At 61.3% G+C, this 24,317-nt stretch carries 20 protein-coding genes; 9 read left to right on the top strand and 11 right to left on the bottom strand.

The genetic code is table 11. The features are described 5' to 3' along the window. Positions 1–20: 20 nt before the first annotated feature. From catA to HX821_RS28755, 3 genes are read right to left on the bottom strand one after another with little or no spacing between them, the layout of a single operon-like run. The gene (catA, locus tag HX821_RS28745; protein ID WP_008436682.1) at positions 21–950 is read right to left on the bottom strand and encodes a catechol 1,2-dioxygenase; all 930 of its coding nucleotides are present in this window, start codon (positions 948–950) and stop codon (positions 21–23) included. A 42-nt stretch (positions 951–992) separates the two neighbouring features. Further along, positions 993–1,283, bottom strand: a complete 291-nt coding sequence (gene catC, locus HX821_RS28750; protein WP_003212310.1) for a muconolactone Delta-isomerase — start codon at positions 1,281–1,283, stop codon at positions 993–995. Positions 1,284–1,299: 16 nt separating this feature from the next. Further along, positions 1,300–2,424 carry a muconate cycloisomerase family protein gene (locus HX821_RS28755; RefSeq protein WP_008436677.1) on the bottom strand — a complete coding sequence of 375 codons (1,125 nt, stop codon included), beginning with the start codon at positions 2,422–2,424 and terminating at the stop codon, positions 1,300–1,302. 114 nt (positions 2,425–2,538) lie between these two features. Between HX821_RS28755 and HX821_RS28760 the strand changes: the two genes are divergently transcribed. Then, on the top strand, positions 2,539–3,414 hold the full coding sequence (locus HX821_RS28760) for a LysR family transcriptional regulator (protein ID WP_003212314.1): 876 nt from the start codon (positions 2,539–2,541) through the stop codon (positions 3,412–3,414). A 139-nt stretch (positions 3,415–3,553) separates the two neighbouring features. Here HX821_RS28760 and HX821_RS28765 read toward each other — a convergent pair whose 3' ends face one another. Next, positions 3,554–4,552, bottom strand: coding sequence for a helix-turn-helix domain-containing protein (locus HX821_RS28765; RefSeq protein WP_008436676.1), 999 nt, complete (start codon positions 4,550–4,552; stop codon positions 3,554–3,556). 313 nt (positions 4,553–4,865) lie between these two features. On the opposite strand from HX821_RS28765, the gene antA reads away from it, so the two are divergent. The 4 genes from antA (at position 4,866) to HX821_RS28785 (ending at position 9,398) form a co-directional block, all read left to right on the top strand. After that, a complete protein-coding gene (gene antA, locus HX821_RS28770) occupies positions 4,866–6,257 on the top strand; it encodes an anthranilate 1,2-dioxygenase large subunit (protein ID WP_003212318.1) in 1,392 nt (463 codons plus the stop codon). Further along, entirely contained in the window at positions 6,257–6,748 is a 492-nt protein-coding gene (gene antB / locus HX821_RS28775) for an anthranilate 1,2-dioxygenase small subunit (RefSeq protein WP_102368034.1), read from the top strand. The genes antA and antB overlap by 1 nt, the downstream gene beginning before the upstream one ends. Before the next feature lie 170 nt (positions 6,749–6,918). Continuing rightward, positions 6,919–7,926, top strand: a complete 1,008-nt coding sequence (gene antC, locus HX821_RS28780; RefSeq protein WP_177037101.1) for an anthranilate 1,2-dioxygenase electron transfer component AntC — start codon at positions 6,919–6,921, stop codon at positions 7,924–7,926. A gap of 71 nt (positions 7,927–7,997) precedes the next feature. Then, on the top strand, positions 7,998–9,398 hold the full coding sequence (locus tag HX821_RS28785; RefSeq protein WP_003212324.1) for an amino acid permease: 1,401 nt from the start codon (positions 7,998–8,000) through the stop codon (positions 9,396–9,398). A gap of 177 nt (positions 9,399–9,575) precedes the next feature. On the opposite strand, the gene kynA is transcribed toward HX821_RS28785, so the two are convergent. Both kynA and kynB read right to left on the bottom strand, forming a co-directional pair. Beyond that, positions 9,576–10,433: a tryptophan 2,3-dioxygenase gene (kynA, locus tag HX821_RS28790; protein WP_008436669.1), complete on the bottom strand. Its 858-nt coding sequence runs from the start codon at positions 10,431–10,433 to the stop codon at positions 9,576–9,578. Continuing rightward, a complete protein-coding gene (kynB, locus tag HX821_RS28795) occupies positions 10,430–11,080 on the bottom strand; it encodes an arylformamidase (protein WP_087693454.1) in 651 nt (216 codons plus the stop codon). The genes kynA and kynB overlap by 4 nt, the downstream gene beginning before the upstream one ends. A 389-nt stretch (positions 11,081–11,469) precedes the next feature. Between kynB and HX821_RS28800 the strand changes: the two genes are divergently transcribed. The 3 genes from HX821_RS28800 to HX821_RS28810 all read left to right on the top strand — a co-directional run bounded on the left by HX821_RS28800 (position 11,470) and on the right by HX821_RS28810 (position 15,865). Further along, positions 11,470–11,814: a cupin domain-containing protein gene (locus tag HX821_RS28800; protein ID WP_003212331.1), complete on the top strand. Its 345-nt coding sequence runs from the start codon at positions 11,470–11,472 to the stop codon at positions 11,812–11,814. 557 nt (positions 11,815–12,371) lie between these two features. Then, a complete protein-coding gene (locus tag HX821_RS28805) occupies positions 12,372–12,572 on the top strand; it encodes a hypothetical protein (RefSeq protein ID WP_003212332.1) in 201 nt (66 codons plus the stop codon). Positions 12,573–12,811: 239 nt separating this feature from the next. Continuing rightward, complete coding sequence (locus HX821_RS28810; RefSeq protein ID WP_177037103.1) at positions 12,812–15,865, top strand: UDP-N-acetylmuramoyl-tripeptide--D-alanyl-D-alanine ligase; 3,054 nt, start codon at positions 12,812–12,814, stop codon at positions 15,863–15,865. Here the strand turns inward: HX821_RS28810 and HX821_RS28815 are convergent. The 5 genes from HX821_RS28815 to HX821_RS28835 all read right to left on the bottom strand — a co-directional run bounded on the left by HX821_RS28815 (position 15,862) and on the right by HX821_RS28835 (position 23,711). After that, on the bottom strand, positions 15,862–16,725 hold the full coding sequence (locus HX821_RS28815) for a S9 family peptidase (RefSeq protein ID WP_177037112.1): 864 nt from the start codon (positions 16,723–16,725) through the stop codon (positions 15,862–15,864). The genes HX821_RS28810 and HX821_RS28815 overlap by 4 nt on opposite strands. Positions 16,726–16,760: 35 nt before the next feature. Then, positions 16,761–17,951 (bottom strand): HlyD family efflux transporter periplasmic adaptor subunit, encoded by a 1,191-nt coding sequence (locus HX821_RS28820; RefSeq protein WP_087693464.1) that lies wholly within the window; start codon positions 17,949–17,951, stop codon positions 16,761–16,763. Between the two features lie 26 nt (positions 17,952–17,977). Further along, on the bottom strand, positions 17,978–20,161 hold the full coding sequence (locus HX821_RS28825) for a type I secretion system permease/ATPase (RefSeq protein ID WP_177037106.1): 2,184 nt from the start codon (positions 20,159–20,161) through the stop codon (positions 17,978–17,980). Next, the gene (locus HX821_RS28830) at positions 20,158–21,555 is read right to left on the bottom strand and encodes a TolC family outer membrane protein (protein ID WP_173406114.1); all 1,398 of its coding nucleotides are present in this window, start codon (positions 21,553–21,555) and stop codon (positions 20,158–20,160) included. The genes HX821_RS28825 and HX821_RS28830 overlap by 4 nt, the downstream gene beginning before the upstream one ends. 182 nt (positions 21,556–21,737) lie before the next feature. Beyond that, positions 21,738–23,711, bottom strand: a complete 1,974-nt coding sequence (locus tag HX821_RS28835) for a BapA/Bap/LapF family large adhesin (RefSeq protein WP_238544250.1) — start codon at positions 23,709–23,711, stop codon at positions 21,738–21,740. Here HX821_RS28835 and HX821_RS28840 point away from each other — a divergent pair. Further along, on the top strand, positions 23,661–24,317 hold a 657-nt coding region (locus tag HX821_RS28840; RefSeq protein ID WP_177037107.1), incomplete at its 3' end, for a hypothetical protein. The two genes, HX821_RS28835 and HX821_RS28840, sit on opposite strands and share 51 nt — an antisense overlap.

Genomic DNA, 24,317 nt, shown 5'->3' on the forward strand with positions numbered 1-24,317 from the left:
CCCACATTTTTTTACCGCGTTCAGTCTTCGAGGGCGCGCACTCGCTGCATGCGCTTCTGCTCTACCGGCGCCGCCGCAGGCTGCAACTCAAAGTCAAAATCAATCTGCGCAAACTGCCCTTCCACACCAAATTCCTTCGCCAGGTTTGCGTCCTCGCTGAAGCGAATTTCGGCGATCAACTCATCCCGCGTCGCATAGGCAAAATCATCATGCAGGTACGGATCATCCGACAGGTTGATCTGCGTGGTCAGGTGCCGATGGCCCGGCGCCGAGATGAAGAAGTGGATATGCGCCGGCCGCTGGCCATGGCGCCCCAACTGGTCCAGCAACTGCTGGGTCGGGCCGGTCGGCGGGCAGCCATACCCCGACGGCACGATGCTGCGAAAACGGTAGTTGCCCTGGGCATCGGTCTCGATTCGCCGACGCAGGTTGAACTCCGACTGCGTGCTGTCAAACCACGAATACGTACCACCGGTATTGGCCTGCCATACATCGACAATCGCCCCCGCCAACGGCTTGCCATTGGTGTCGCGCACCTGGCCCTGCATGAACAGCGGCACGCCCGGGTCCTGCCCGTCGTCCAGCCGCGCCTCGAACTTGGACAGCGGCGCACCGGCCACATACAGCGGGCCTTCGATGGTGCGCGGGGTGCCGCCGGATTTGCCGGCTTCCTCGTCTGCCGCGTCCATCAGCATGTCCAGGTAATGCTCCAGGCCCAACCCTGCCGCGAGCAAGCCGGCTTCCTGGTTTTTGCCCAGTTCGTTGAGGTAGTTGACCGCCTTCCAGAACTCTTCCGGGGTCACTTCCAGGTCTTCGATGATGTTCACCGTGTCCCGCAGGATCCGGTAGATCAGCGCCTTGGCCCGTGGGTTGCCGCCGTCGTTAAGGTTGCCGCTGGCTTCTTCGAGAAACTGTTGGGCGTGAGCAGTCTGGGAAAGTCGGATGGTCATGGTGCAATCCTCATCTTGTAATTATTAGGTGAAAAAACAGACTCAGCGATCATCCTCACGGATCGACGATGGATGCCGGCACAGGGCATTCACTTCGATGGCCATGTAAGGATAAAGCGGCAGTTGCATCAGCAGGTCATGCAGTTCCTGCACGCTGTCGACATCGAACACGCTGTAGTTGGCGTACAGCCCGGCGATGCGCCACAGGTGGCGCCATTTGCCTTGCTCCTGCAGCCGCTGGGAGAAGGCTTTTTCTTCAGCCTTGAGGCCGGCAGCGCGCTCGGGGTTCATGTCGACTGGCAGGTTCACGGTCATTTTTACGTGGAACAACATCGCAGGTGTCCTCTTGTTATTTATCGCGACGGAAGAACGCCAGGCGCTCTTCATCGATGGCCAGGCCCAGGCCCGGAGCGGTGGAGACATGCAGGTGGAAATCGCGGTACACCAGCGGCTCGGCGAGGATGTCTTCGGTGAGCAGCAGCGGGCCGAACAGCTCGGTGTCCCACGCCAGTTTGTTCAAGGTGAGAAAGGCATGGGCCGAGGCCAGGGTGCCGATACCGCCTTCAAGCATGGTGCCGCCGTACAGGCCGATACCCGCCGCTTCGGCAATCGCTGCGGTGCGCAATACCGCACGCGGCCCGCCGTTTTTGGCGATCTTCAGGGCGAACACCGAGGCCGCGCCTTCGCGGGCCAGGTTGAAGGCATCTTCCACGCATTCGATGGATTCGTCGGCCATGATCGGCGCCGGGCTCGACAGGTTGAGCCGCACCATGCCGCCGCGGTTGTTGCGCGAGATCGGTTGTTCGATCAGGTCGATGCCGTTGTCCCCCAGCACCTTGCAGGCGCGCAGGGCCACGGCTTCGTCCCAGGCCTGGTTGACGTCGACCCGCACACTGGCGCGGTCGCCCAGGGCTTTTTTGATCGCGATGACGTGGGCCAGGTCCTGGCTGACTTCACCGGCGCCGATCTTCAATTTGAAAATGCGGTGCCGGCGCAGGTCGAGCATCTTCTCGGCCTCGGCGATGTCTTTTTCGGTGTTGCCGCTGGCCAGGGTCCAGGCCACCGGCAAGGCGTCCCGCACACGGCCGCCGAGCAATTCGCTGACCGGCAGGTTCAGGCGTTTGCCGAGGGCATCGAGCAAGGCGCTTTCGATACCCGACTTGGCAAAGGTGTTGCCCCGGATGCTGCGCTCCAGGCGCAACATGGCGGCATTGATGTTGCTCGCGTCCTGGCCGAGCAGCAGCGGCGCGAAGTGCCGGTCGATGTTGATCTTGATGCTGTCGGGGCTTTCATTGCCGTAGCTCAGGCCACCGATGGTGGTGGATTCACCAATGCCTTCGATACCGTCGGCGCAGCGCACGCGGATGATCACCAGGGTCTGGTTCTGCATCGTGTGCATCGCCAGTTTGTGCGGGCGGATGGTAGGGAGATCGACGATGATGGTCTCGATCGACTCGATGGCGCAAATCGGCATGGCAATACCCGTTGGGTTCTTTATAGATTTGGCCTGATTCTGTTCCGGATCTCTGCTGGCTTCCAATATAGAATGAGTCTCGAACAATACCCTTAAGGTATGAATGGAGTCTTTATGGAACTGCGCCATCTGCGTTACTTCCAGGTGCTGGGGGAAACCCTCAACTTCACCCGCGCCGCCGAACGCCTGCACATTGCCCAGCCGCCGCTGAGCCGGCAGATCCAGCAACTGGAGGACGAACTGGGTGTGGTCCTGCTGGAGCGTGGGCGCCCGTTGCGCCTGACCGAAGCCGGGCGGTTTTTCTATGAGCACGCCAATGTGCTGCTGGAGCAACTGGGCAAGGTGTGTGACAACACCCGGCGCATCGGCCTTGGGCAGAAAACCTGGCTGGGCATCGGTTTTGCGCCGTCGACGCTGTACGGCGTGCTGCCGGAGTTGATTCGCCGGCTGCGCAGCCACGATGGCCTGGAGCTGGAGTTGGGCCTGTCGGAGATGACCACGCTGCAACAGGTCGAAGCCCTCAAGGCCGGGCGGATTGACGTGGGCTTCGGGCGGATTCGCATCGACGACCCGGCCATTGTGCAGCGGGTGTTGGTGGAGGACCGGTTGGTGGCGGTGTTGCCCGCCGGGCATCCCCTGCTGGGCGCCCCGGCCACCCTGGCGCAATTGGCCGCTGAACCCTTCGTGCTGTATCCCGGCAACCCGCGGCCGAGCTACGCCGACCATGTGATCGCGCTGTTCGATGCCCATGGCTTGAGCCTGAAGGTTTCGCAGTGGACCAACGAATTGCAGACCGCCATTGGTCTGGTCGGCGCAGGCATGGGCGTGACCCTGGTACCCGCCTCGGTGCAGGTGCTGCACCGCGCAGACATTGGCTATACGCCGGTGGTGGAGGCCACCGCCACGTCGCCGATCATTCTCAGCCGGCGGATCAATGACCAGTCGCCGGGGCTCAGTCATTGCCTGCAACTGGTGGAAGAGTTGATTTAAAAGAACACCACACATCCAATGTGGGAGCGGGCTTGCTCGCGAATGCGCAGTGTCAGTCACCGAATGAGTTGGCTGATGCACCGCATTCGCGAGCAAGCCCGCTCCCACAGTTGATCTCCGTTGTTTTTGAGTAAAGTGTTCACCCCCGCATGCGCCGGGCGTCGTTGCGCTGCAGCGTCTGGCTGGGGGATTCGTCGAACAGCTTGCGGTATTCGGCCGAGAATCGCCCCAGGTGGGTAAAGCCCCAGCCCAGGGCGATTTCGGAGATGGTGCGCGTGGAGCCATGTTCGAGGATTTGCTGGCGCACGGCACCCAGGCGGTATTTCTTCAGATAGGCCATGGGCGACAGGGCGAAGTATTTGCGGAAGGCATCGAACAGCTTGAAGCGCGACACGCCCGCCGCCGCCTCCAGATCCTCCAGGTGCACCGCTTCCCGGGCGTTGTCGTGGATGTACTGTCGGGCACGAATCAAATAGTGCGGCAGTTTCACCCCCAGCACGTCCCGCAGCTCTTCGGAATAGTTGTTCGGCTGGGCCAGGATCAGGCCCTTGATCAGCGAGCTTTCCAGGTCCCGGGTAAACGCCACCTGGTCATACAGCTCACTGCTGCGCTCCAGCTCGGCGATGAAATACCGCGCCATGCGCCACCACGACGCGGAAGCGCCGTCCACCGCGTCCATCGCCGACTCGAAGCGCAGCGGCGCTTCAATCGGCCGCTGCAGCAGGCCTTCCAGGGATTCGCTCATCGCCGCGCGGGTGATCACCACCTGCAACTTGCGGCAGTCGCCGGAGATCTCCAGCACCTGATGTTCGTTGGGCGAGATGATCACGCCCTGGTCACGGTTGGAGCTGAGCCGCACGCCGTTCTTGCTCAGTTCCTGCTCGCCCACCAGCGGCAGGGTCAGGCTGTAGCTGCTGAAGTGCTCGGCGTCTTCGATGTCGATGGTGACGTCGGTGCCGTATTCGATAATCCCCAGCGTCGTGGCGCGGGACTTGAACACATTGGCGCTGTGGTGAAAGCGGATGCGCTCCGGCGTCGCGGTTTGCAGGCGGTGCGGCCCGCAAATGCCGGACATCCAGCTGCAGGCGCCTTCAAGGTCGAAGCGCTCGATACGTATATCGCGTGTATTGCTACTCATCACGGGGCACCCACGGCAATTGTGGCCGGCGCGCTCTGACGGCGCGTCCTGGTAGATCGACAGCAAGTTTTGCGCCACGCCAGCGGGATCGCCACTGGGTGGATAGCAACCGTCGACTAAGTGGATAACAAGCAGACTTTTCCGACAATCGCCTTGCAAGACAGTAGCGCATTCCGCCACCGCCCTGCACCGCCGTGGGTATTTCGTGCCCAACTAAGTGGCCCACCTTCCCCCATTAACCGGATAGCCCGGTGCCCCGCCGCAGCCTCTTAATGGCTTACCCGTCTAGCCATTATCAAAAAAGGTGCCTCCCATGAGTGGTGCAAGAAGCGTCGAGCAGTGGAAAAGCTTTATCGAAGGCTGCCTGGACTTCCGTCCGGTGGATGAGGTGTTCCGCATCGCCCGGGACATGTTCACCGAGCCGGAGTTGTTCGAGCTGGAGATGGAACTGATCTTCGAAAAAAACTGGATCTATGCCTGTCATGAGAGCGAACTGGCCAACAAGCACGACTTCGTGACGATGCGCGCCGGGCGCCAGCCGATGATCATAACCCGCGACGGCGAAGGCCAGCTCAACGCGCTGATCAACGCCTGCCAGCACCGGGGCACCACCCTGACCCGAGTCGGCAAGGGCAACCAGTCCACGTTTACCTGCCCGTTCCATGCCTGGTGCTACAAGAGCGATGGCCGGCTGGTGAAGGTCAAGGCGCCGGGGGAATACCCGGAAGGCTTCGACAAGGCCACTCGCGGCCTGAAAAAAGCACGGATCGAGAGCTACAAGGGCTTCGTCTTCATCAGCCTCGACGTGAACGGCACCAACAGCCTGGAAGACTTCCTCGGCGACGCCAAAGTGTTCTTCGACATGATGGTCGCCCAATCGGCCACCGGTGAGCTGGAAGTGCTGCCGGGCAAGTCCGCCTACACCTACGACGGTAACTGGAAACTGCAAAACGAGAACGGCCTGGACGGTTATCACGTCAGCACCGTGCACTACAACTACGTGGCCACGGTGCAGCATCGCCAGCAGGTCAATACGGAAAACGGCACCGGCTCGGGCACGACACTGGACTACAGCAAGCTCGGCGCCGGCGACGCGAACACCGATGACGGCTGGTTCGCCTTCAACAATGGCCACAGCCTGTTGTTCAGCGACATGCCCAACCCCACCGTGCGTTCGGGCTACGCCACCATCATGCCGCGCCTGATCGAAGAACACGGCCAGCAAAAAGCCGAATGGATGATGCACCGCCTACGCAACCTGAACATCTACCCAAGCCTGTTCTTCCTCGACCAGATCAGCTCGCAGCTGCGGATCATCCGGCCCATCGCGTGGAACAAGACCGAAATCATCAGCCAGTGCCTGGGGGTGAAGAACGAGTCTGACGCCGACCGTGAAAACCGTATTCGCCAGTTCGAGGATTTCTTCAACGTCTCGGGCATGGGCACGCCGGATGACCTGGTGGAATTTCGCGAAGCCCAGCGCGGCTTCCAGGGCCGCCTGGAGCGCTGGAGCGATATTTCCCGTGGCAGCCACCGCTGGGAAACCGGGCCGACCCCCAATAGCGAATCCATCGGTATCCAGCCGGCGATGACCGGCACCGAATTCACCCACGAAGGGCTGTACGTCAACCAGCACCGCAACTGGCAGAAATTCCTGCTGGACGGGCTCGACCAGCAAGCCCTGAAACTGCGGGAGGTGGAATGATGAATGCGCAATTGCAGTACCGGATCGAGCAGTTTTTTTATCGTAAATCCGAGCTGTGCGATGCCCAGGACTGGGACGCCTACGTGCAGCTGTTCGACCCGCAGAGTGAATTCCACCTGCCGCAGTGGGATTCGGAACATGTCTACACCCGCGACCCGAAGCGCGAAATGTCGTTGATCTACTACGCCAACCGCTCGGGGCTGGAGGATCGGGTGTTTCGCCTGCGTACGGGCAAGGCTGCGTCGGCCACGCCGATGCCAAGGACGCTGCATTTGATCAACAACGTGCGGATTGCCGAGCAACCGGGCGGGCTGCTGGAAGTGAAGTTGAACTGGCACACGTTGTTCTATCGGCTGGCGACGTCGGAGCAGTTCTATGGCAGCGCCACCTACAGCCTCAAGCCCGATGGCGACAGTTGGTTGATCACCCGCAAGCACGCGCTGCTGCTCAACGACACCATCAACTCGGTGCTGGATTTCTATCACCTGTGACCTGATGCATTACACCTGTGGCGAGGGAGCTTGCTCCCGCTGGACCGGGTTGGCGCTCCAGTGCGTAGCGCCCCCGGCTTTTTGGGGCTGCTGCGCAGCCCAGCGGGAGCAAGCTCCCTCGCCACAGGTAAATCGCAGGCATAGAAAATCAAACTCGCGGAGTTCTGCGAATGAATCACAAAGTGGCCTTCAGTTTTGCCGACGGCAAGACCCTGTTTTTCCCGGTGGGCGCCAATGAGATCCTGTTGGATGCGGCGTTGCGCAACGGCATCAAGATCCCGCTCGACTGCCGCGAAGGCGTATGCGGCACCTGCCAGGGCCGCTGCGAGTCCGGCGACTACAGCCAGGACTACGTAGACGAGGAAGCCCTCTCCAGCCTCGACCTGCAACAACGCAAAATGCTCAGCTGCCAGACCCGGGTCCAATCCGATGCGGCGTTCTACTTCGATTTTGATTCCAGCCTGTGCAACGCGCCGGGGCCAGTACAAATCCGCAGTACGGTGAGCCAAGTGCAACAGGTCTCGGCCAGCACCGCGATCCTGCACCTGCAGCTTGAACACCCATTGGACTTTTTGCCGGGCCAATATGCCCGCCTGTCGATTCCCGGCACCGACAGTTGGCGCTCCTACTCTTTCGCCAACCGCCCGGGCAATCAGTTGCAGTTCCTGATCCGCCTGCTGCCCGATGGCGTGATGAGCAACTACATCCGCGAACGCTGCCAGGTCGGCGATGAACTGCTGCTGGAAGCGCCACTGGGCGCTTTCTACCTCAGGCACGTCACCCAACCGCTGGTGCTGGTTGCCGGCGGCACCGGCTTATCCGCGCTGCTGGGCATGCTCGATGACCTGGCCGCCAGCGGCTGCCAACAGCCGGTGCACCTGTATTACGGCGTGCGGGGTGCGGCAGATTTATGCGAGGCAACACGCATAAAAGCCTACGCCGATACGATCCCGGGGTTTCGCTACACCGAGGTACTCAGCGACCCACCTTCGGACTGGGCCGGCAAACGCGGCTACCTCACCGAGCATTTCGACCTGGCCGAATTGCGGGATCAATCGGCAGATATGTACGTCTGCGGCCCCCCTCCGATGGTCGAATCCATCAAACAATGGCTGCTGGATCAGGCACTTGATGGCGTTCAGCTGTATTACGAAAAGTTTACCGAGAGTAATATCTGACCCCTCAGCGGTTTGAGGGGCTGGTTCGGTGTGCGATCAACCCTGAAAAAAACAAGTAGAAGGGAATGTTAATGGCGGATGACATGGTTAACCCGGTGGGCCTCAAGCGTGGCCTGAAGAACCGGCATATTCAGCTGATTGCCTTGGGAGGGGCGATCGGGACCGGGCTGTTCCTCGGCTCGGCGGGCGTGCTCAAGTCGGCGGGGCCGTCGATGATCCTGGGCTATGCGGTAGCCGGGTTCATCGCGTTCCTGATCATGCGCCAGCTGGGCGAAATGATCGTCGAGGAACCGGTGGCCGGCTCCTTCAGCCACTTCGCCCACAAGTACTGGGGCGGTTACGCAGGCTTCCTCGCCGGCTGGAACTACTGGGTACTCTACGTGCTGGTGGGCATGGCCGAGCTGACAGCGGTGGGCAAGTACATCCAGTTCTGGTGGCCGGAAATTCCGACCTGGGTCAGTGCGGTGGTGTTCTTTGTGCTGGTCAACCTGATCAACACCCTCAACGTGAAGTTCTTCGGTGAGACCGAGTTCTGGTTCGCGATCATCAAGGTGGTGGCGATTGTCGGCATGATCGTGCTCGGCTGCTACCTGCTGTTCAGCGGCACCGGCGGCCCGCAGGCCTCGGTGAGTAACCTGTGGAGCCACGGCGGGTTCTTCCCGAATGGCGGCATGGGGCTGTTGATGTCCATGGCGTTCATCATGTTCTCGTTCGGCGGCCTGGAGCTGGTGGGTATTACCGCCGCCGAAGCCAGCGAACCCCGCAAGGTGATCCCGAAGGCGATCAACCAGGTGGTGTACCGGATCCTGATTTTCTACGTTGGCGCCCTTACCGTGCTGCTGTCGTTGTACCCATGGGACCAACTGCTGCAAACCCTCGGCGCGTCGGGCGATGCCTACAGCGGCAGTCCGTTCGTGCAGATCTTTTCCTTGATCGGTAACGACACCGCCGCCCACATCCTCAACTTCGTGGTCCTGACCGCGGCACTGTCGGTGTACAACAGCGGCGTGTACTGCAACAGCCGCATGCTGTTCGGCCTGGCCGAGCAAGGCGACGCGCCGAAAGCGCTGATGAAGTTGAACAAGCAAGGCGTGCCGCTGCGTGCCCTGGGCATCTCGGCCCTGGTGACGCTGCTGTGTGTGGTGATCAACTACGTCGCGCCGCATGACGCACTGGAGCTGTTGTTTGCGCTGGTGGTTGCCTCGTTGATGATCAACTGGGCGCTGATCAGCCTGACCCACATCAAGTTCCGCAAGGCCATGGGCGAGCAAGGCGTGGTGCCGTCGTTCAAGACCTTCTGGTTCCCGTTCAGCAACTACCTGTGCCTGGCGTTCATGCTGATGATCATCTGCGTGATGCTGGCGATTCCGGGCGTACGGGCGTCGGTGTATGCGATTCCGGTCTGGGTCGGGATTATCTATGTGGCGTACCGGTTGCGGTTGAACAACGCGAAGGCAGTAACAGCGCAATAACCCATGTGGGAGCGGGCTTGTGTGGGAGCGGGCTTGCTCGCGAAGGCGTCGTGTCAGTCACCTGATGTATTGACTGACACACCGCTTTCGCGAGCAAGCCCGCTCCCACATTTGGATCGTATTCCAAATGAAAAGCCCCGGTACTGATGAGTACCGGGGCTTTTTGTTGGGCCTTGATTACAGCGTGGAACGCACTCGCCACAGCTCGGGGAACAATACGGTGTCGAGCATCTTGCGCAGGTAGCCCACGCCTTCGGTGCCGCCCGTACCAGGCTGGAAGCCGATGATCCGCTCCACGGTGGTGACATGGCGGAAGCGCCACTGGCGGAAGGAATCTTCCAGGTCGATAAACTTTTCGGCCAATTGGTACAGGTCCCAATACCGGCTCGGATCGCGATAAACCTCGCGCCACGCCGCCTCCACGGAATCATCGTGAACCGTTGGCGCCGTCGGGTCGCGTTCGGCGCGCTTGGGGTCGATCGCCAGCCCGGCCTTGGTCATCAGGTTGATCGCCTCGTCATACAGCGACGGCGTGGCAATCGCCACCTGCAGCTCCTTCAACAACTCCGGCCGGTGGGCGTGAGGCCGCAACAGCGCCGCGCTTTTGTTGCCGAGGATGAATTCGATTTCCCGGTACTGGAACGACTGGAAACCCGACGACTGCCCCAGGTACGGGCGGATCGACTTGTACTCCGACGGCGTCATGGTCGCCAGTACCGCCCAGGCGTGCACCAACTGGTCAAAGATCCGCGACACCCGCGCCAGCATCTTGAACGCCGGCGGCAGCTCACCCAGGCGCACGTGTTCGCGGGCGGCCTTGAGTTCGTGGAGCATCAACTTCATCCACAGCTCCGAGGTCTGGTGCTGGATGATGAACAGCATCTCGTTGTGGTCCGGCGACAGCGGGTGCTGGGCGCTGAGCACTTTGCCCAGGTCCAGGTAGTCGCCGTAGCTCATGGACTCGGAAAAATTCAGCTCGGCGTTATGCCATTCTTCCGGCGGCTGGTAGTCAGGGGAGAAAGGACACTGGCTCATCGCGTGGGCTCCTTGAGCGGGCGGAGAATGGCTCGTACCGGGCTGGCATCGAGGTTGGCAAAACGCAGCGGCAGCGCGATCAACTCGTAATCGCCCTCCGGCACGTCGTCGAGGACGATGCCTTCGAGAATCGCCATGCCATGCCGGGCGACGGCGTTGTGGGAGTCCATGGTCTTGGACTGCTGCGGGTCCAGGGACGGTGTGTCGATACCGATCAGGCGCACACCGAGGCTGAACAGCAACTCGACCGTTTGCGGGGCGACGGCGGTGAAATTCGAATCCCAGGCATCCAGCGGCGCCTGTTGATAAGTGCGCAACAGTACACGCTCCGGGAGGTTTTCCAGGCGGCCTTCCAACTGATGCGGCTGCACCAGCGCGCCGCTGCCCAGGCAATGCAGCACCCGGCACGGGCCCATGTACACATCCAGAGACACTTCGCCAATCGGCGCGCCGTCCGCGCTGTAGTGCAACGGCGCGTCCACATGGGCGCCGGTGTGGGGCGACAGGGTGATGCGTCCGACATTCACCGGGCACTCGGGGCCGAACTGCCAGACCCGCTCTTCCTGAAACGGCGTATCACCCGGCCAGGTCGGGGTCGCGGTGCTCAAGGGCGGGCTGATGTCCCACCACGTTTTTATTGGATTCATCTCAAGGCTCTCGGTCGTTACTGGGGTGAATGATACGAGGGCTGGCTGTAAATATTCTTGCGAATTCCAGCGCAAAGCGGGAAATCTTTCGCACTTACTGCGAGGAAATGTCTGATTGGCGCACAGATATTTCGTACCGACTCAATCCTTCACACAACAAATATCCCCTGTGGGAGCCGGGCTTGCCGGCGATGAGGTCGGCACAGCGTGCCCTTCCATCGCCTGACACTCCGCCATCGCGGGCAAGCCCGGCTCCCACCGGGGTTGGCGGTGACTCACGGCTGTGCAAATGACTGCGCTTCTGGGCATCCCGATGTCGAGTCCAGACCACTGGCGGGCCGCCCAAGGCGATAGGGTTCGGACTTCCCTTCCACTGCCTCGGAATCATCATGTCCAAGCCAATCACCGTACTGCGCGACACCCATCCACTGCCGGTGCTGGACGCCTGCAAATGGGAAAAACTCGAAGGCGACCCGCACACCGTCAACCTCAACGCCTACACCAGCGAAGACGGCAGCAAGATCATGGGCACCTGGATCTGCACCCCCGGCAAATGGCGGGTGGAGTATGTGAAGTGGGAATACTGTCACTTCCAGGAAGGCTACTGCGTGATCACCCCGGACGGCCTGGAGCCGATCCATTTGCGGGCTGGGGATATCTTTGTGGTGGAGCCGGGGATGAAGGGGACGTGGGAAGTGGTCGAGACGGTGCGTAAGTATTTTGTGTTTGCCTGATCCCACCTCCTGGAAAGGGGTCGCCCTGGCCCCTTTTACCTCAACGACGACCGTCGCGCCCTTCTGATAAAAGCAGCACCTCCCTGCCCCTCTTCCAATAACAGTCGCTGTTATTCGTGACAACAACCCTTGATATTCGAAAACAATCAATTAGTATTTTGTGACAGAATATTGTGAGCGCCAAGTTCTTGAAAAAATCTCATGACGTAATGCGCAAAATACATAATCAAACTCACCAAACAGTACAACCACTACTTTAGTTATAGATAAGATTGACTTTTGACACCCCCTACACTTTGAGATAGCTTTCTTGCAACCGGTCTATACTCGAATCTCATAGCATTATAACCCGATGATAATAAGAGGTACGGAGAAGGTGCAGAACTTCACATAATCGCAACCTTCACTGCACATTGATGGAAAACGCGCAGCGATTTGAATTAGACTCCAATGAATCAGTTGATTACCCCATTGGTTTGTTCTAAGGACTCCACACGTCTTCCAGCACTTACTGCACGCGGCAGTCGAGACCGCGCTTTTGTAAAAGGATCAAGAAAATGCCTGAAAAAACAACACGTCTGACCATTCTCATCGACTTCCCGACCAAGCAGCGTCTGGAGTCGCTGTCCGAGGAAGTTGACCTTACTATTTCTCAGGTTATTCGCAAGCTGATTCGTGACCATCTCCAGCAATACGAGAGCCAAGTCCCGCCCTCCGTGCTGGAGCCGGAGAAAGAGGATTCATCGCTCTGCTCTTGATATATAAGCCTGGGTAATTTGCCTTTATAAAACTGTGCGGCATAACTTTCTGCTTATTTATCAGCTGGCGCGCAGTTTAATCATGAACACTGCGCGCCACCCCTCTCCAAGTTAAAAACTGGTGATGAACTATGCCTGTGAAACAGCAATGGCTTGCTTGTTATGCTCATCTAAGCAAAGAAATGAATGGGCCTGCTGTATCATCAGACACCGCGCAGCCCTGTACCTTGTTTTTCTCCATGAGCGACGGCACCCAGCGCGCGCATGTTTTTCATATCACGGCAGATAACTTCGAAGCCGCCTGGCAAACCGGTGTGCAGCGCTTGCAGGGAGCCTACGAACGAGACCGTGCGCAGTCAGGCAACATCGTCGAACGTTCATGGATACGCGTCGAATGCGCGATCAACGTAACCGCCATCACCTGGGCCGAACTCAATGCGCGCTTCAAGCGCCACAAGCGTAATTACTTCCGGCGCGGCATCGCCTTCGATGCGGCGCTGCACATCGCGATCACCGAACAGGAACTGAACGCCAACGCGATCCTGTATGGCGGCAACGCTATCAATCACGCGAGCTTCAATGCCGGCAATTTTTCGGTGTACGCCAGGCGCCGTTTTACCGGGCTCAATACAGCCGACCTGATCGCCACACTTGAACCCGAGACCCCCGTGTTCCTGTTCGACACCAAGGGCGTTTTTTGTGCCGAAGACGGCGTGCCCCACCCGCTGAACCCTGGCCCGACAGAAACCGGCTGGCGCACCCTCGCAGCGCTGGAGCCCGGCATGGTAAAGGCGAGCATCATCAGCGCCGCAAGCTACCTGAGCACTCAGGTGCAGGGCGGCGGCCAGTTCGTCTACGGCTACTTCCCGTGCTTTGACCGGGCGATAAAAAACTACAACACCCTGCGCCACGCCAGTACCACCTATTCGATGATCGAGGCCTGGGCACTGACCGGCGACGAGGCGCTTAAATCCGCCATCGACCGCTCGCTGGCCTACCTTACCCAGGAACTGATCAAGTCCTACGTGCTGCCCGACGGCAGTGTGGCGGCATATCTGCTGGACACCGGTGACGAGATCAAACTGGGCGGCAATGCCGTGTGTTTGTTGGCGCTGGTCAAATACAGCGAAGTCACCGGCACCCGCCACTACCTACCCGTGCTGGAAGCCCTGGCCAATGGCATGGCCTGGATGCAGGACGCGACCACCGGCGCCTTCGTGCACGTCTTGCATGGCCGTGACCTTACCGTCAAAGAGGCGTTCCGGATCATCTACTACGACGGCGAGGCCGCGTTCGGGTTGATCCGCCTCTACGGCCTCACCGGCGATGAGCGCTGGTTAACCGTGGTGGAAAAAGCCTTCGACTACTTCATCGAAAAACAGCACTGGCGCGAGCACGATCACTGGCTCAGCTATTGCGTGAACGAACTGACCCGCTACCGACCTGACGAAAAGTATTTCCGCTTCGGCCTGAATAACGTCGCCGGTTATCTGGGGTTCGTGCAACAGCGCATCACCACCTTTCCGACGCTACTGGAATTGATGATGGCTGCGCAGCAGATGCTCGAACGCATCGCCCAGCAAGCGCAATTGCGCCACCTGCTCACCGAGATCGACCTGCACGCGTTTTACCGCGCCCTGCATCATCGTGCGCGCTATCTGTTCAACGGGTATTTCTGGCCGGAAACGGCGATGTATTTCGCCAATCCTGCGCGCATTGCCGGCTCGTTTTTTATCCGTCACCACGCGTTCAGGGTGCGCATCGACGACGTGGAGCATTACCTCTCGGGGCTGATTGCCTACCACCGCTACCTGCTCGACGGCGCGCCGCAAGTGAGCCTGGCCCAGGACGCAGCGCCCCTCGGCTGGGTCTGGGACGCCAACACCCTGGCTCGGGTGACACACGGCACCTGGGCCAAACAGCCGCCGCCCGGTTGGTACACGTCGGGTTTGACGCCGTCCATGCAGTTTTTCAAACCCCAGCGCATGCTCAATCGGCACCCCAGCAAGGTGGGACCGAACGAAGTGCAGTCGGCGCTGCGCTGGGCCCAGGCCAGTCCTGAGCGGCGCCCCTCGGCGTTCTTGTGTGTAGACCCGACGCCCTACCTGGACAGCGGCCTGCCGGTGTTACAGGTCGCCGATACCAGCGAGGCCATGCTGCAAATGGGTCGATACGCCAGGCAGCAATTCACTGGCCAGGTGTTCGGCGTCACCGGCAGCTTCGGTAAAACCACCGTGGTCGCCATGCTCGGCCACGCCCTGAAACACTGGGGCGAAGTGGGCCACACCGAGGCCAACGCCAACCTGCCCCATGGGATCGCCTGGAACCTGGCGAGCATGCCCCGGCCGGCCGAATTCTGGGTACTGGAAATGGCCGTGGGCCGCATGCCGATTAACTCGGAGCTGGTGCGCCCACACATTGCTATCGTGACCGGGCTGGCTCCGGCGCACCTGGAATACCATGGCACCCTGGAAAACCTGGCGCGTAAAAAGAGCGCGATCTTCCGCTCGATGGCACCGGGTGGGCACGCGGTGCTGTGCCGCGATATGCCGCACTACGAGGTGTTCGCCCAGGCCGCCGAAGTCGCGCGCTTGCACGTGACCAGCTATGGCGAACACGCTGATGCCGATGTGCGCCTGCTCGACGTGTGCAGCGAGGCCGACCGGGTCTACGTCACCGCGCAACGTGACACGCAACGGCTGGATTTCAGCCTGAGTGCTCGCGGCCGACACATGGTGCTCAACGCACTGGGGGTGCTGGCGTCGCTGTTCGCCGCCGGGCTTGACGCCGACCAGGCACTGGAAGTGCTGACCGGCTTCCAACCGGTGGAAGGTCGCGGCAATATCCGCTCGATCAAATGCACCGACGGGCATTTCCAGCTGATCAACGATGCGTACAACGCCAACCCGGGCTCGATGGCTGCGGCCTTGCGCTCGATGGCCGACCTGCCCGTGGCCTCGCGGCACCGGGTAGTAGTGTTGGGCGACATGCTGGAGCTGGGCCCCGACGCCCAGCGCTACCACCTGGAACTGGCTGACTCGCTGCGCGCGGCGGCGCCCCGGCATTTGGTGCTGTGCGGGCCGCTGATGCATGAGGTGTACCGGGTGCTGCGCAGTGAGCTGTCAGTGCAGTGGTTCGAGGATGCCACGGCATTAGGCCAGGCGTTGGCGCGCCACCCCGGCCAGTGGTTCCAGGCGGGGGATTGGGTACTGGTGAAAAGCTCCGGTGGTACCGGGTTGTCGCAGATCTGTGATTGGCTGAACACGACCGAACAGGCGGTGCCGGCGGGTTAGCCCGCGCAGCCCGCTGCTGTCTTCAGGCCAATGTCATTGCGCAGTTGGTGAAACATCGCAGGCACACCCTGCGCCTTGACCAACTGCGCCTGATGCCCGGCGCGAATCAACGCCTGGTAAAAACGCTCCTGCAACACAAATGGGGTTACCTGGTCGTCCACGCTGCCAATCACGAACAACTGCCGCTCAGGCGCAACGGCAATGCCGGCCATGTGCTCCAAGGGATCGTAGGGGTGCAACAAACCATTGGTGTCGCGCCCCGGACGCGAAGGCAGGCCTTTGCTTTGACGCAACATCTGCGCGCGCTGCACCAGGGCAAACGCGCCGGAAGTCATCACTGCACACTTCACATCGGTACGACCCAAGGTCAACAACGCCGCGGCCACCGTGGCGCCGCCGCTGTGCCCCAGCAACACAAACTGCCCGATGCCGTAACGCTTGCGCAGCTCGTTGAGCGCAGCGTCCAGCACAATGAATTCCCGCGCCTGGCGCCGCTGCCCATGGTTGCCGCTGGAACCGTAGGTGCCAGGTCGCGCCACAATCACCACCGGTACGCCCGCACGCCAGCTCAGGGCCTTGGCCTGCCTGGCCTTGGCGGCCAGGGTATTGCCAAGGATCGACTCGGGCGAGCGGTGCATTTCCACGTTGCGGTCGCCATGAAACATCACGATCACCACGGGCGCACGGCTCAGCACCGCCCCGGAAAAATAGCGAATGCACTCATCGCCCCCGGCCAACTCGACCCAGAGTGCAGAGTCGACCTGGTTGCAGGTCGACTGGTCGGCCGGGGTGTTCCAAAGCAACGGTGTCGAACCCTCACTCAGGGCCCACGCGCCCGGCACGCCGGCCCACAACAGCATCCACCACAACGCAAACCTGGCCACAGCCACCTCGCCTAACGCTCGCGCAAGGCCTCCCGCGCACGGTTCATGGGCTTGATCAAATAGTCGAGCACGGTTTTCTGGCCGGTCTTGATATCCACCGAGGCAATCATCCCAGGCACAATCGAAAACGACTTGCCGGCCTTGTTTTTCAAGGTGTCAGCGTCGGTGCGGATGAACACTCGGTAGTAAAAAACTTCTGGCTTGACCTCGTCCTGGATAGTGTCCGGAGAAATGGTCACGACCTTGCCGTCCATGCCGCCATAAATGGCGTAGTCGTAGGCGGTGATCTTGACCTTGGCCACCTGGTCGGGATGGATAAAGGCGATGTCTCGCGGGGAGATACGCGCCTCGATCAACAACTGCTCATCCAGGGGCACAATCTGCATCAGGCGCCCGTTGGGCGGGATAACCCCGCCGATGGTGGTGACCTCGATCCCCTTGACGATACCGCGAACCGGCGAGCGCAGGGTCAGGCGGGTCACCGAGTCGGAGCGCCCGCGCATGACTGACGACAGCGTCTCGACGTCGGCATTGACCTTCGCCAGGTCCTCACCGGCCCGCACCATATACTCGGAGCGGGCCTGGGTCAGTTTCAACTCCAGCTCGGCCTTTTGGCGCTTGAGGCGCAACACCTCAACGTTGCTGGCGGCGCCGACCTTGGCCAGGTTTTCGGTGATTTCCAGCTCGCTACGCACCAGCCCGAGCGACGAACGCACGCCGGCCAATGATTCTTCGAGGCCCTTGCGCCGAGTGTTGAACAGGTCGGTTTCGGCGCGCACCAGTGCGGGGTAACGCTCAAGTTCCGGGGGGAACAGTAACGGTTTGCCGTCTACCTCGGCCTGCAAACGCGCGACGCTGGCCAGCGATGCCCGGTACTTGGCGGCACTTTCATCAAAGTTGGATTCGGTCTTGGTCGGGTCAAGCCTGGCCAACGTCTGGCCATTTTTGACGATATCGCCCTCCCCCACATTCAACTCCGTGACGATGCCGCCTTCCAGCGACTGGATGATTTGCTCACGCGAGGTCGGGATGACTTTGCCGCTGCCCGTCGAGACTTCGTCCACTTCAAAAAAGTAGGCCCAGGCACCAAATGCAATCAGCATGACAAACACCCAGCCCACCACGCGCGTGGCGCGCACCACGGTGCGTTCATCCACGCCGTCGTGGGTATGCCGGGCGCCTTCGTCTTCGGTGGCGAGCAGGGGTATGGTTTTCGGCGCAGGGCTTTTCACTGGGTTTTCCCCTTCGGTTTGGACAGGCGCGCAATCGCGTTGGCTTTGCTGTCATCGACGATGATCTGGCCGTTGTCGACCACGATCACCCGATTCACCAGGCTCAATACACTCATGCGGTGCGTGGCGATAATCAGCGTGCGATGGGCCGCCCAGCGGTCGAGGTTGTGGATCAACTGGCGCTCGGTCGCTTCATCCAGGGACGCGGTGGGCTCGTCGAGCAACACGATATGCGGCTGGCGAATCATCAGCCGCGACAGCAGCAGCGACTGACGCTGCCCGCCCGACAGGCCCAGGCCACCTTCCAGGATCATGTGGTCCAGGCCGTCGGCGAACTTGCCGATGAAGTCGTCCGCACCGGTCAGCGCCAGGGCCTGGAGGATTTCCTGATCGCTGGCATGCGGCGCCCCCATGATCAGGTTGTCGCGCAGCGTGCCGTGGAACAGCCGCGAGTTTTGTGTCATCAGCCCCACATCGCGGCGCACGTCGGCGGGGTCGATGTGGCTGAGGGCAACGCTATCCAGGCTGATAGTGCCGGCCTTGAGGTCGAGCATCCCGGCCAATGCCTGCAACAGCGTAGATTTACCCGCGCCGTTACGCCCCAGAATCGCGATGCGCTCGCCCGGCTGGATCTTCAGGTCGGCCACACGCAGCGCCGGCACGGGGGCATCGTCGGAATACTGGAATGTGGCCTGGCTCAGCGCGTATTGGCCTTTGATCACCGGCAGGTGCACGCGCTTGCTGCCCTCGGGATGGTCCACCGGCAACTCCATGATCCGGTTCAGGCCTTGCAGCGCAACCTTGGCCTGCTGCCAGCGCGTCAGCACCTGGGTGATCTGGGACATCGGCGCCATCATCCGCGACGCCAGGATCGACGCCGCGACAAGGCTACCGGTGGTCATGTCGCTGGCCATGACCATCGGCGCACCGAACACCACCACCACGGCAAACACCGAGCCCTGCACATTGTTGCTCCAGGCCACCAGTTTGTTGGTGAGCATGCGCAGGCGCAGGCTGGCGTCGCCGCAGGTGGCGTTGTAGTGATTCCATTGTTGCTGGAAGCGCTGTTCGGCCTGCAACGCCTTGATGTCGTCCAGGCCTTGTATGGTCTCCACCAGCATGGCGCTGCGCAACGAGCTTTCACGCATCGACTCATTCGCCAGTGCCGCGAGTTTTTTCTGCGCCAACAGCCCGGGCACTATCAGGAACAGCACAGCCACCATTGGCACCGCCACCAGCGGGCCGGCGATCAACCAGTAGATCACCAGAAACAGCAGGAAGAACGGCAGATCGGCCAGCGCCGTGGCGGTGCTGGAGGTGATCAGCTCACGCAGTTGCTCCAGCTCCTTGAGCTGCGAAATGAACGAGCCGGTGGACTTCGGCCGGGCGCTGTTACGCAAGCGAATGGCATGCCCGAACACCAGGTCGGAAACGCGCAGATCCGCGCGTTTGCCGAGCATGTCGGTGATGCGCACACGGGTGATGCGCATGATGAAATCAAACACCAGCGCCAGCATCACCCCGCCAAACAGCACATACAGGGTGGGCATGGATTCGGCCGGGATCACCCGGTCGTACACCTGCATCGAAAACAGTACCCCGGCCAACCCCAGCACGCTGGTGACCAGCGAAGCGAGCATCACATAGCCATAGGGCCGCAGGTCGCGCAGCACGATGTTTTTGAACCACGCCTTCTCGTAAGGCTTGATGTAGTCGTCCACACGCCGGTCACGCACTGCCGCCATGGGTCGCAGAATCACGCTCTTGCGCGCTTGCTCCAACAGGTCCTGGCGGGTGAGCCGGCTTTGCAGGCCGCCGTCGCCGCTGTAGGCGATGCCCAGGTTGTCGCCGTCGCCGAGGGTTTCGAGCACACCCACCTGGCCGTCGGCAAATTGCAGCACCACCGGTAATTGGCGCTGCATCAGCGTGGTTTCGCTGAAGTCGGCAATCACGCAGTTCAACCCCGCCTGGCGGGCCATCTGCCGTACCACCTCTTCCACCGAAGCGCCTTCGGTCCATTGTGCGGCGATGCGCACGCTTTGGGCCGAGCATTCCAGGCGGTAATGCCGGGCCACGCTCAGGACGGCCTCCAGCCACACTTCATAATCCACTGCGGGCGCCGGGTTCAGCGGGGTTTGTACTGCGTTGGTTTCGTCCGCAAGCATCACAGCATCATTCATGGCCGAATCTCCACACCTTGCAGGGTGCTGTTGTCCAGGTGGAACGCCGTGCGCAGTGCGCCCGTGTTGTAGAGGCAATCGATTTTCAGGCGGCGCAGGTCAGCGGCGGTGTTTTCCCGGTCCATGCGTGCCTGGTGAATTTCCTGCTCGGCATTCAGCAGGTCGAGCAACGGCCGTGTGCCCAGTTCGAGGTACTGCTGGCGATACAGGTCGCGGGTTTCGGAGATGCTGCGCTCACGAAAATCCAGGGTGGATAACCGCTGGCTGAGGCTTGAGATTTGATCCCGCGCTTCCAGCAACCCCTGGCGAACCGCAAGGCGCGCGGCGTCGTTGGCGGCATCGGCGGAACGCAGGGCCTGTTGCGCGGCGGATTTGCGGGCGGTGATTGCGCCGCCCTGGTACAGCGGCATTTTCACGTTGAGAAATACGCCATAACGGGTACGGTCGCGGCCGCCGGGGACGTTGCTGTCGTCGTTGTTGTCCAGGTAGTGCGTGATGGACGGGTCCAGCGACACGGTCGGCAACGCCTCGGCACGGGCTTGTGCAATCAGCGCCAGCGCATCGACACGCTGCGCCTGGGCGATCAGCAGGGTCGGCGTGACTGCCGTATCGGGTACCACGCCCACGCAGGATTGCTCCAGGCTTGCCGGAAAACCATTCGCCACGCTCACTGGCGCCTGCGACCCAAGCAGGCTGCTCAACGTGCTGCGCCAGCGATTGAATTGCGCGGTGAATTGCAGTTGCGTCGCCACCGAGGCCTCGACCCGCGAGCGGGCCTGGATCAGGTCCGAACGGGTGCTGGCGCCCATGTCGCTGCGCTTTTTGGCCAGCTCTGCAATCGCCGAAATGCCGTCGATTTGCTCGCGAGCCAGTTGCACCAGCAACTGCGAGCGCTGCAGTTCGATCACGGCGAACGAGGTATCGCGCGCCACCTGATCGATCGACAGCAACACCGACGCCTGGCTGGCACTGACCCGTGCCAGCGCACTGTCGACAGAACTTGAGACCTTGCCGAAGTCATAGAGCATCTGCGACGCCGACAACGAAAACGCACGGCTCTGGCCGTTGCCCCTCAGGCCGCTGTCGTAGCCGGAGTTGAAGCCACCGCTGACTTGCGGGTAATAACCGGAACGGGCGATGTTCACGTTCTCGTTTTGTTGGTACAGCTGGCCGATCGCCTCGGAAATTGCCGGGTGCCATTCCACCGCCAGTTGAATGGCGCGTGTCAGGTCAAGGTTGCTCGGTATGACGTGCTCGGGTGCCACCGGTGCGCTGACGCCCGTTGGCCCGCCGGGTAAATGTGTGCCCAGGTTGCTCGGGCTGATGATGTTGACGCGTTCTTCATCGTCGATATACGACGCTGCCATGACCGGCGCACGCTCGGGCGCGATCATTGCGACTGCCAGAATTACGGCAGACAGCTGCTTGGCCAAACTCTTTTGCCTCACTGCTAGTCACCTGACTGTTGTCAAACCTGATGAGTACAACAACGGACCGTGACTGACGTCACGGCCCATCGCTGCATTACCGTTGGTAGGGAAAACCGGGCCTTGCGGCCCGGCCGGCAGGGGTGGCGTTACACCACGCTGATGCCGCTCTGTACCCAGAGCTGATGGGTTTCATCTTCCGGACTGGTGTAGATCACGTACTCAAGACCGTTCTCTACCTGGGTCGCACCGGCGCTCCAGTCACCTGTCAGGTGCACGCTGTCCTGATCGTCGCCCTGGATCATCAAGCGATCCGACTCAGGCCCGGTGATGGACACCAGGTCTTCGAGGCTCAGGGTCAGGTCGACGGCGCTGACATCGTTCAGGTCGATGCTGTGCACCCCGCTGACTGTGCCAATCAGGTCGGTGAGGTTGATGGCTGCATCGCCGCCTTCCCACAACAACCCGTCTGCACCCGCGCCAGCATCGACATGGGTGAAGTCGGTGTCGTCGGCCACCACGGCATCGTGGTGATCGCCGTCAACGTTGGCGCCGTCATCCGCCGCCTGGTCCACCGCACTGTGGGCAGCGGCAATGCCGGCACCTTCAGTGGCTGGCGCACCCGGGTTGGCGTCGTCCCAGACCAGGTCGCGATCCGGCGAGTCGATGCGCACGTAGAGGTCGGCGGTGTCTTCCTGGCCGGTTGGCGTGGTGAGCTTGTAGGTGAATTTATCCACCTGGCCAATCTCGTCCAGCGTCAGCCCGGCATGCGGGGTGTAGACGTACTTACCATCGGCAAACACGGTCAATGTGCCGTGGTCACCGTTGATTTTCGTCCCCGTTTGCCCAGGAATCACATAGACCCCGTTGACCAGCACACTGAGTACCGTCAGCGGCGAACCGAGGACATCCGGCCCGGACAAGCTGTCGGACAGCAGGTTGCCAGTCGCATTGCTCATTGCACCGGTCACGAACTCCGTGAGGGAGGTGGTAGTGAGCTTCTGCGCAATGTGCAGCGCACTCAGCGACAGCACGGCACCGGTCGTCCCGGTCACGCGATAGGTCCCGGCATCCAACCCTTGGAACGTGTGGTTCGCCTGGGTAGTGGTCTGCTGCGTGACCCATTCGTTACCGATGAACTTCTGCAGATTGACGGTCGTGCCTGGCAACAACGCAATGCCGGTGACGGTGACGTTGATCGCAAGCTCTGCGGTCGTGCCCGTGGCAACGTTGATCTCGGCACCCGTCCCCGTACTGCTGCCGAGCAGTGCCAGGTTGTAGCTCAGGGTCGCCAGGTCGGCCTGGGTAACCAGGTTGACGATGTCGATCTGCGCCGAACCCAGGTCATCGTTGGCGACCGTGTTGATCACGCCGGGCGCAGATGGATCGGTAGCGCTCCAGTCCACGTTGACACTCGGGCTGTCGATACGCACATACAAGGTTGCCGAGGCCGAAGCACCGGCACCATTGACCAGGTGATACTCGAAGGCATCCACCTTGCCGATGCTGGCGACATCGCCGTTCGGGGTGTACTTGTACTCGCCGTTGGCGAAGATGGTCAGCTGACCATATTGGCCCTGCAGCACCGTGCCGGTGGTGGCGTCGGCATCGACGAATTCGCCGTTGACCTCGACCTGCACCTTCACTGGCCCGCCGGTTCCCGGTTCATCCGGTTTACCGCCAATGCCCGGGTCGGTGATGACGTTGCCGGTGACATCCGGCCCAGCTTCACCGGTGAAGTCGGTGAGGCTGTCATTGGTGACGCTCAACTTGGCCGTGGCCCCTGCACCAACGCTGACCAGGTTGGGGTCGAGCTTGAGGGTAAAGCGATACTGCCCGGCTTCCAGGCCTTCGATTTTGGCGCTGGAGCTTTGTCCGAACAGCCCCAACAGGTCGAGCAAGCCCGAACCGTTGCTGCCTTGCTGCACCGGCAACCATCCACCGGCACCGTCGCTCACTTCCAGCGTCGCAGTGAAGCCACCGCCCAACAGCGAGACCAGGTCGGCCTGGGCAAACTGCAGGTTCAGCGTTCCGCTGGAACCCTCGGCAACCGAGAACTCCTGCTGCTTGGTGTGATCGCCCAGAATGATGCCGCCGACACCCAACAGGGTGAACACGCGCATATCGGCCAGGCCGGTGTTGGATGTTACGGGTTTGATGGTTACTTCGCCGGTAGCGAGGTCGTCGAAGGCTTCGAGGTCGGCGTCGGCGTCGGCGTCCGCATCAGCATCCGCATCCGCATCCGCGTCAGCGTCAGCGTCAGCGTCAGCGTCAGCGTCAGCGTCAGCGTCAGCGTCAGCGTCAGCATCGGCATCGGCATCGGCATCGGCATCGGCGTCAGCATCCGCATCCGCATCCGCGTCGGCGTCGGCATCGGCATCGGCATCGGCATCAGCATCGGCGTCCGCATCAGCATCGGCATCGGCATCGGCATCAGCGTCGGCGTCGGCGTCGGCATCAGCGTCAGCGTCAGCGTCAGCGTCCGCATCGGCATCAGCATCCGCGTCCGCGTCCGCGTCGGCATCGGCATCCGCGTCAGCATCCGCATCGGCATCCGCGTCAGCATCCGCATCGGCATCCGCGTCAGCATCCGCATCAGCATCAGCATCAGCGTCAGCGTCGGCATCCGCGTCGGCATCCGCATCCGCATCAGCGTCAGCGTCCGCATCGGCATCGGCATCGGCATCCGCGTCAGCATCAGCATCAGCATCAGCGTCAGCGTCAGCGTC

Source organism: Pseudomonas sp. B6001 (assembly GCF_013386015.1).
Lineage (GTDB): Bacteria > Pseudomonadota > Gammaproteobacteria > Pseudomonadales > Pseudomonadaceae > Aquipseudomonas.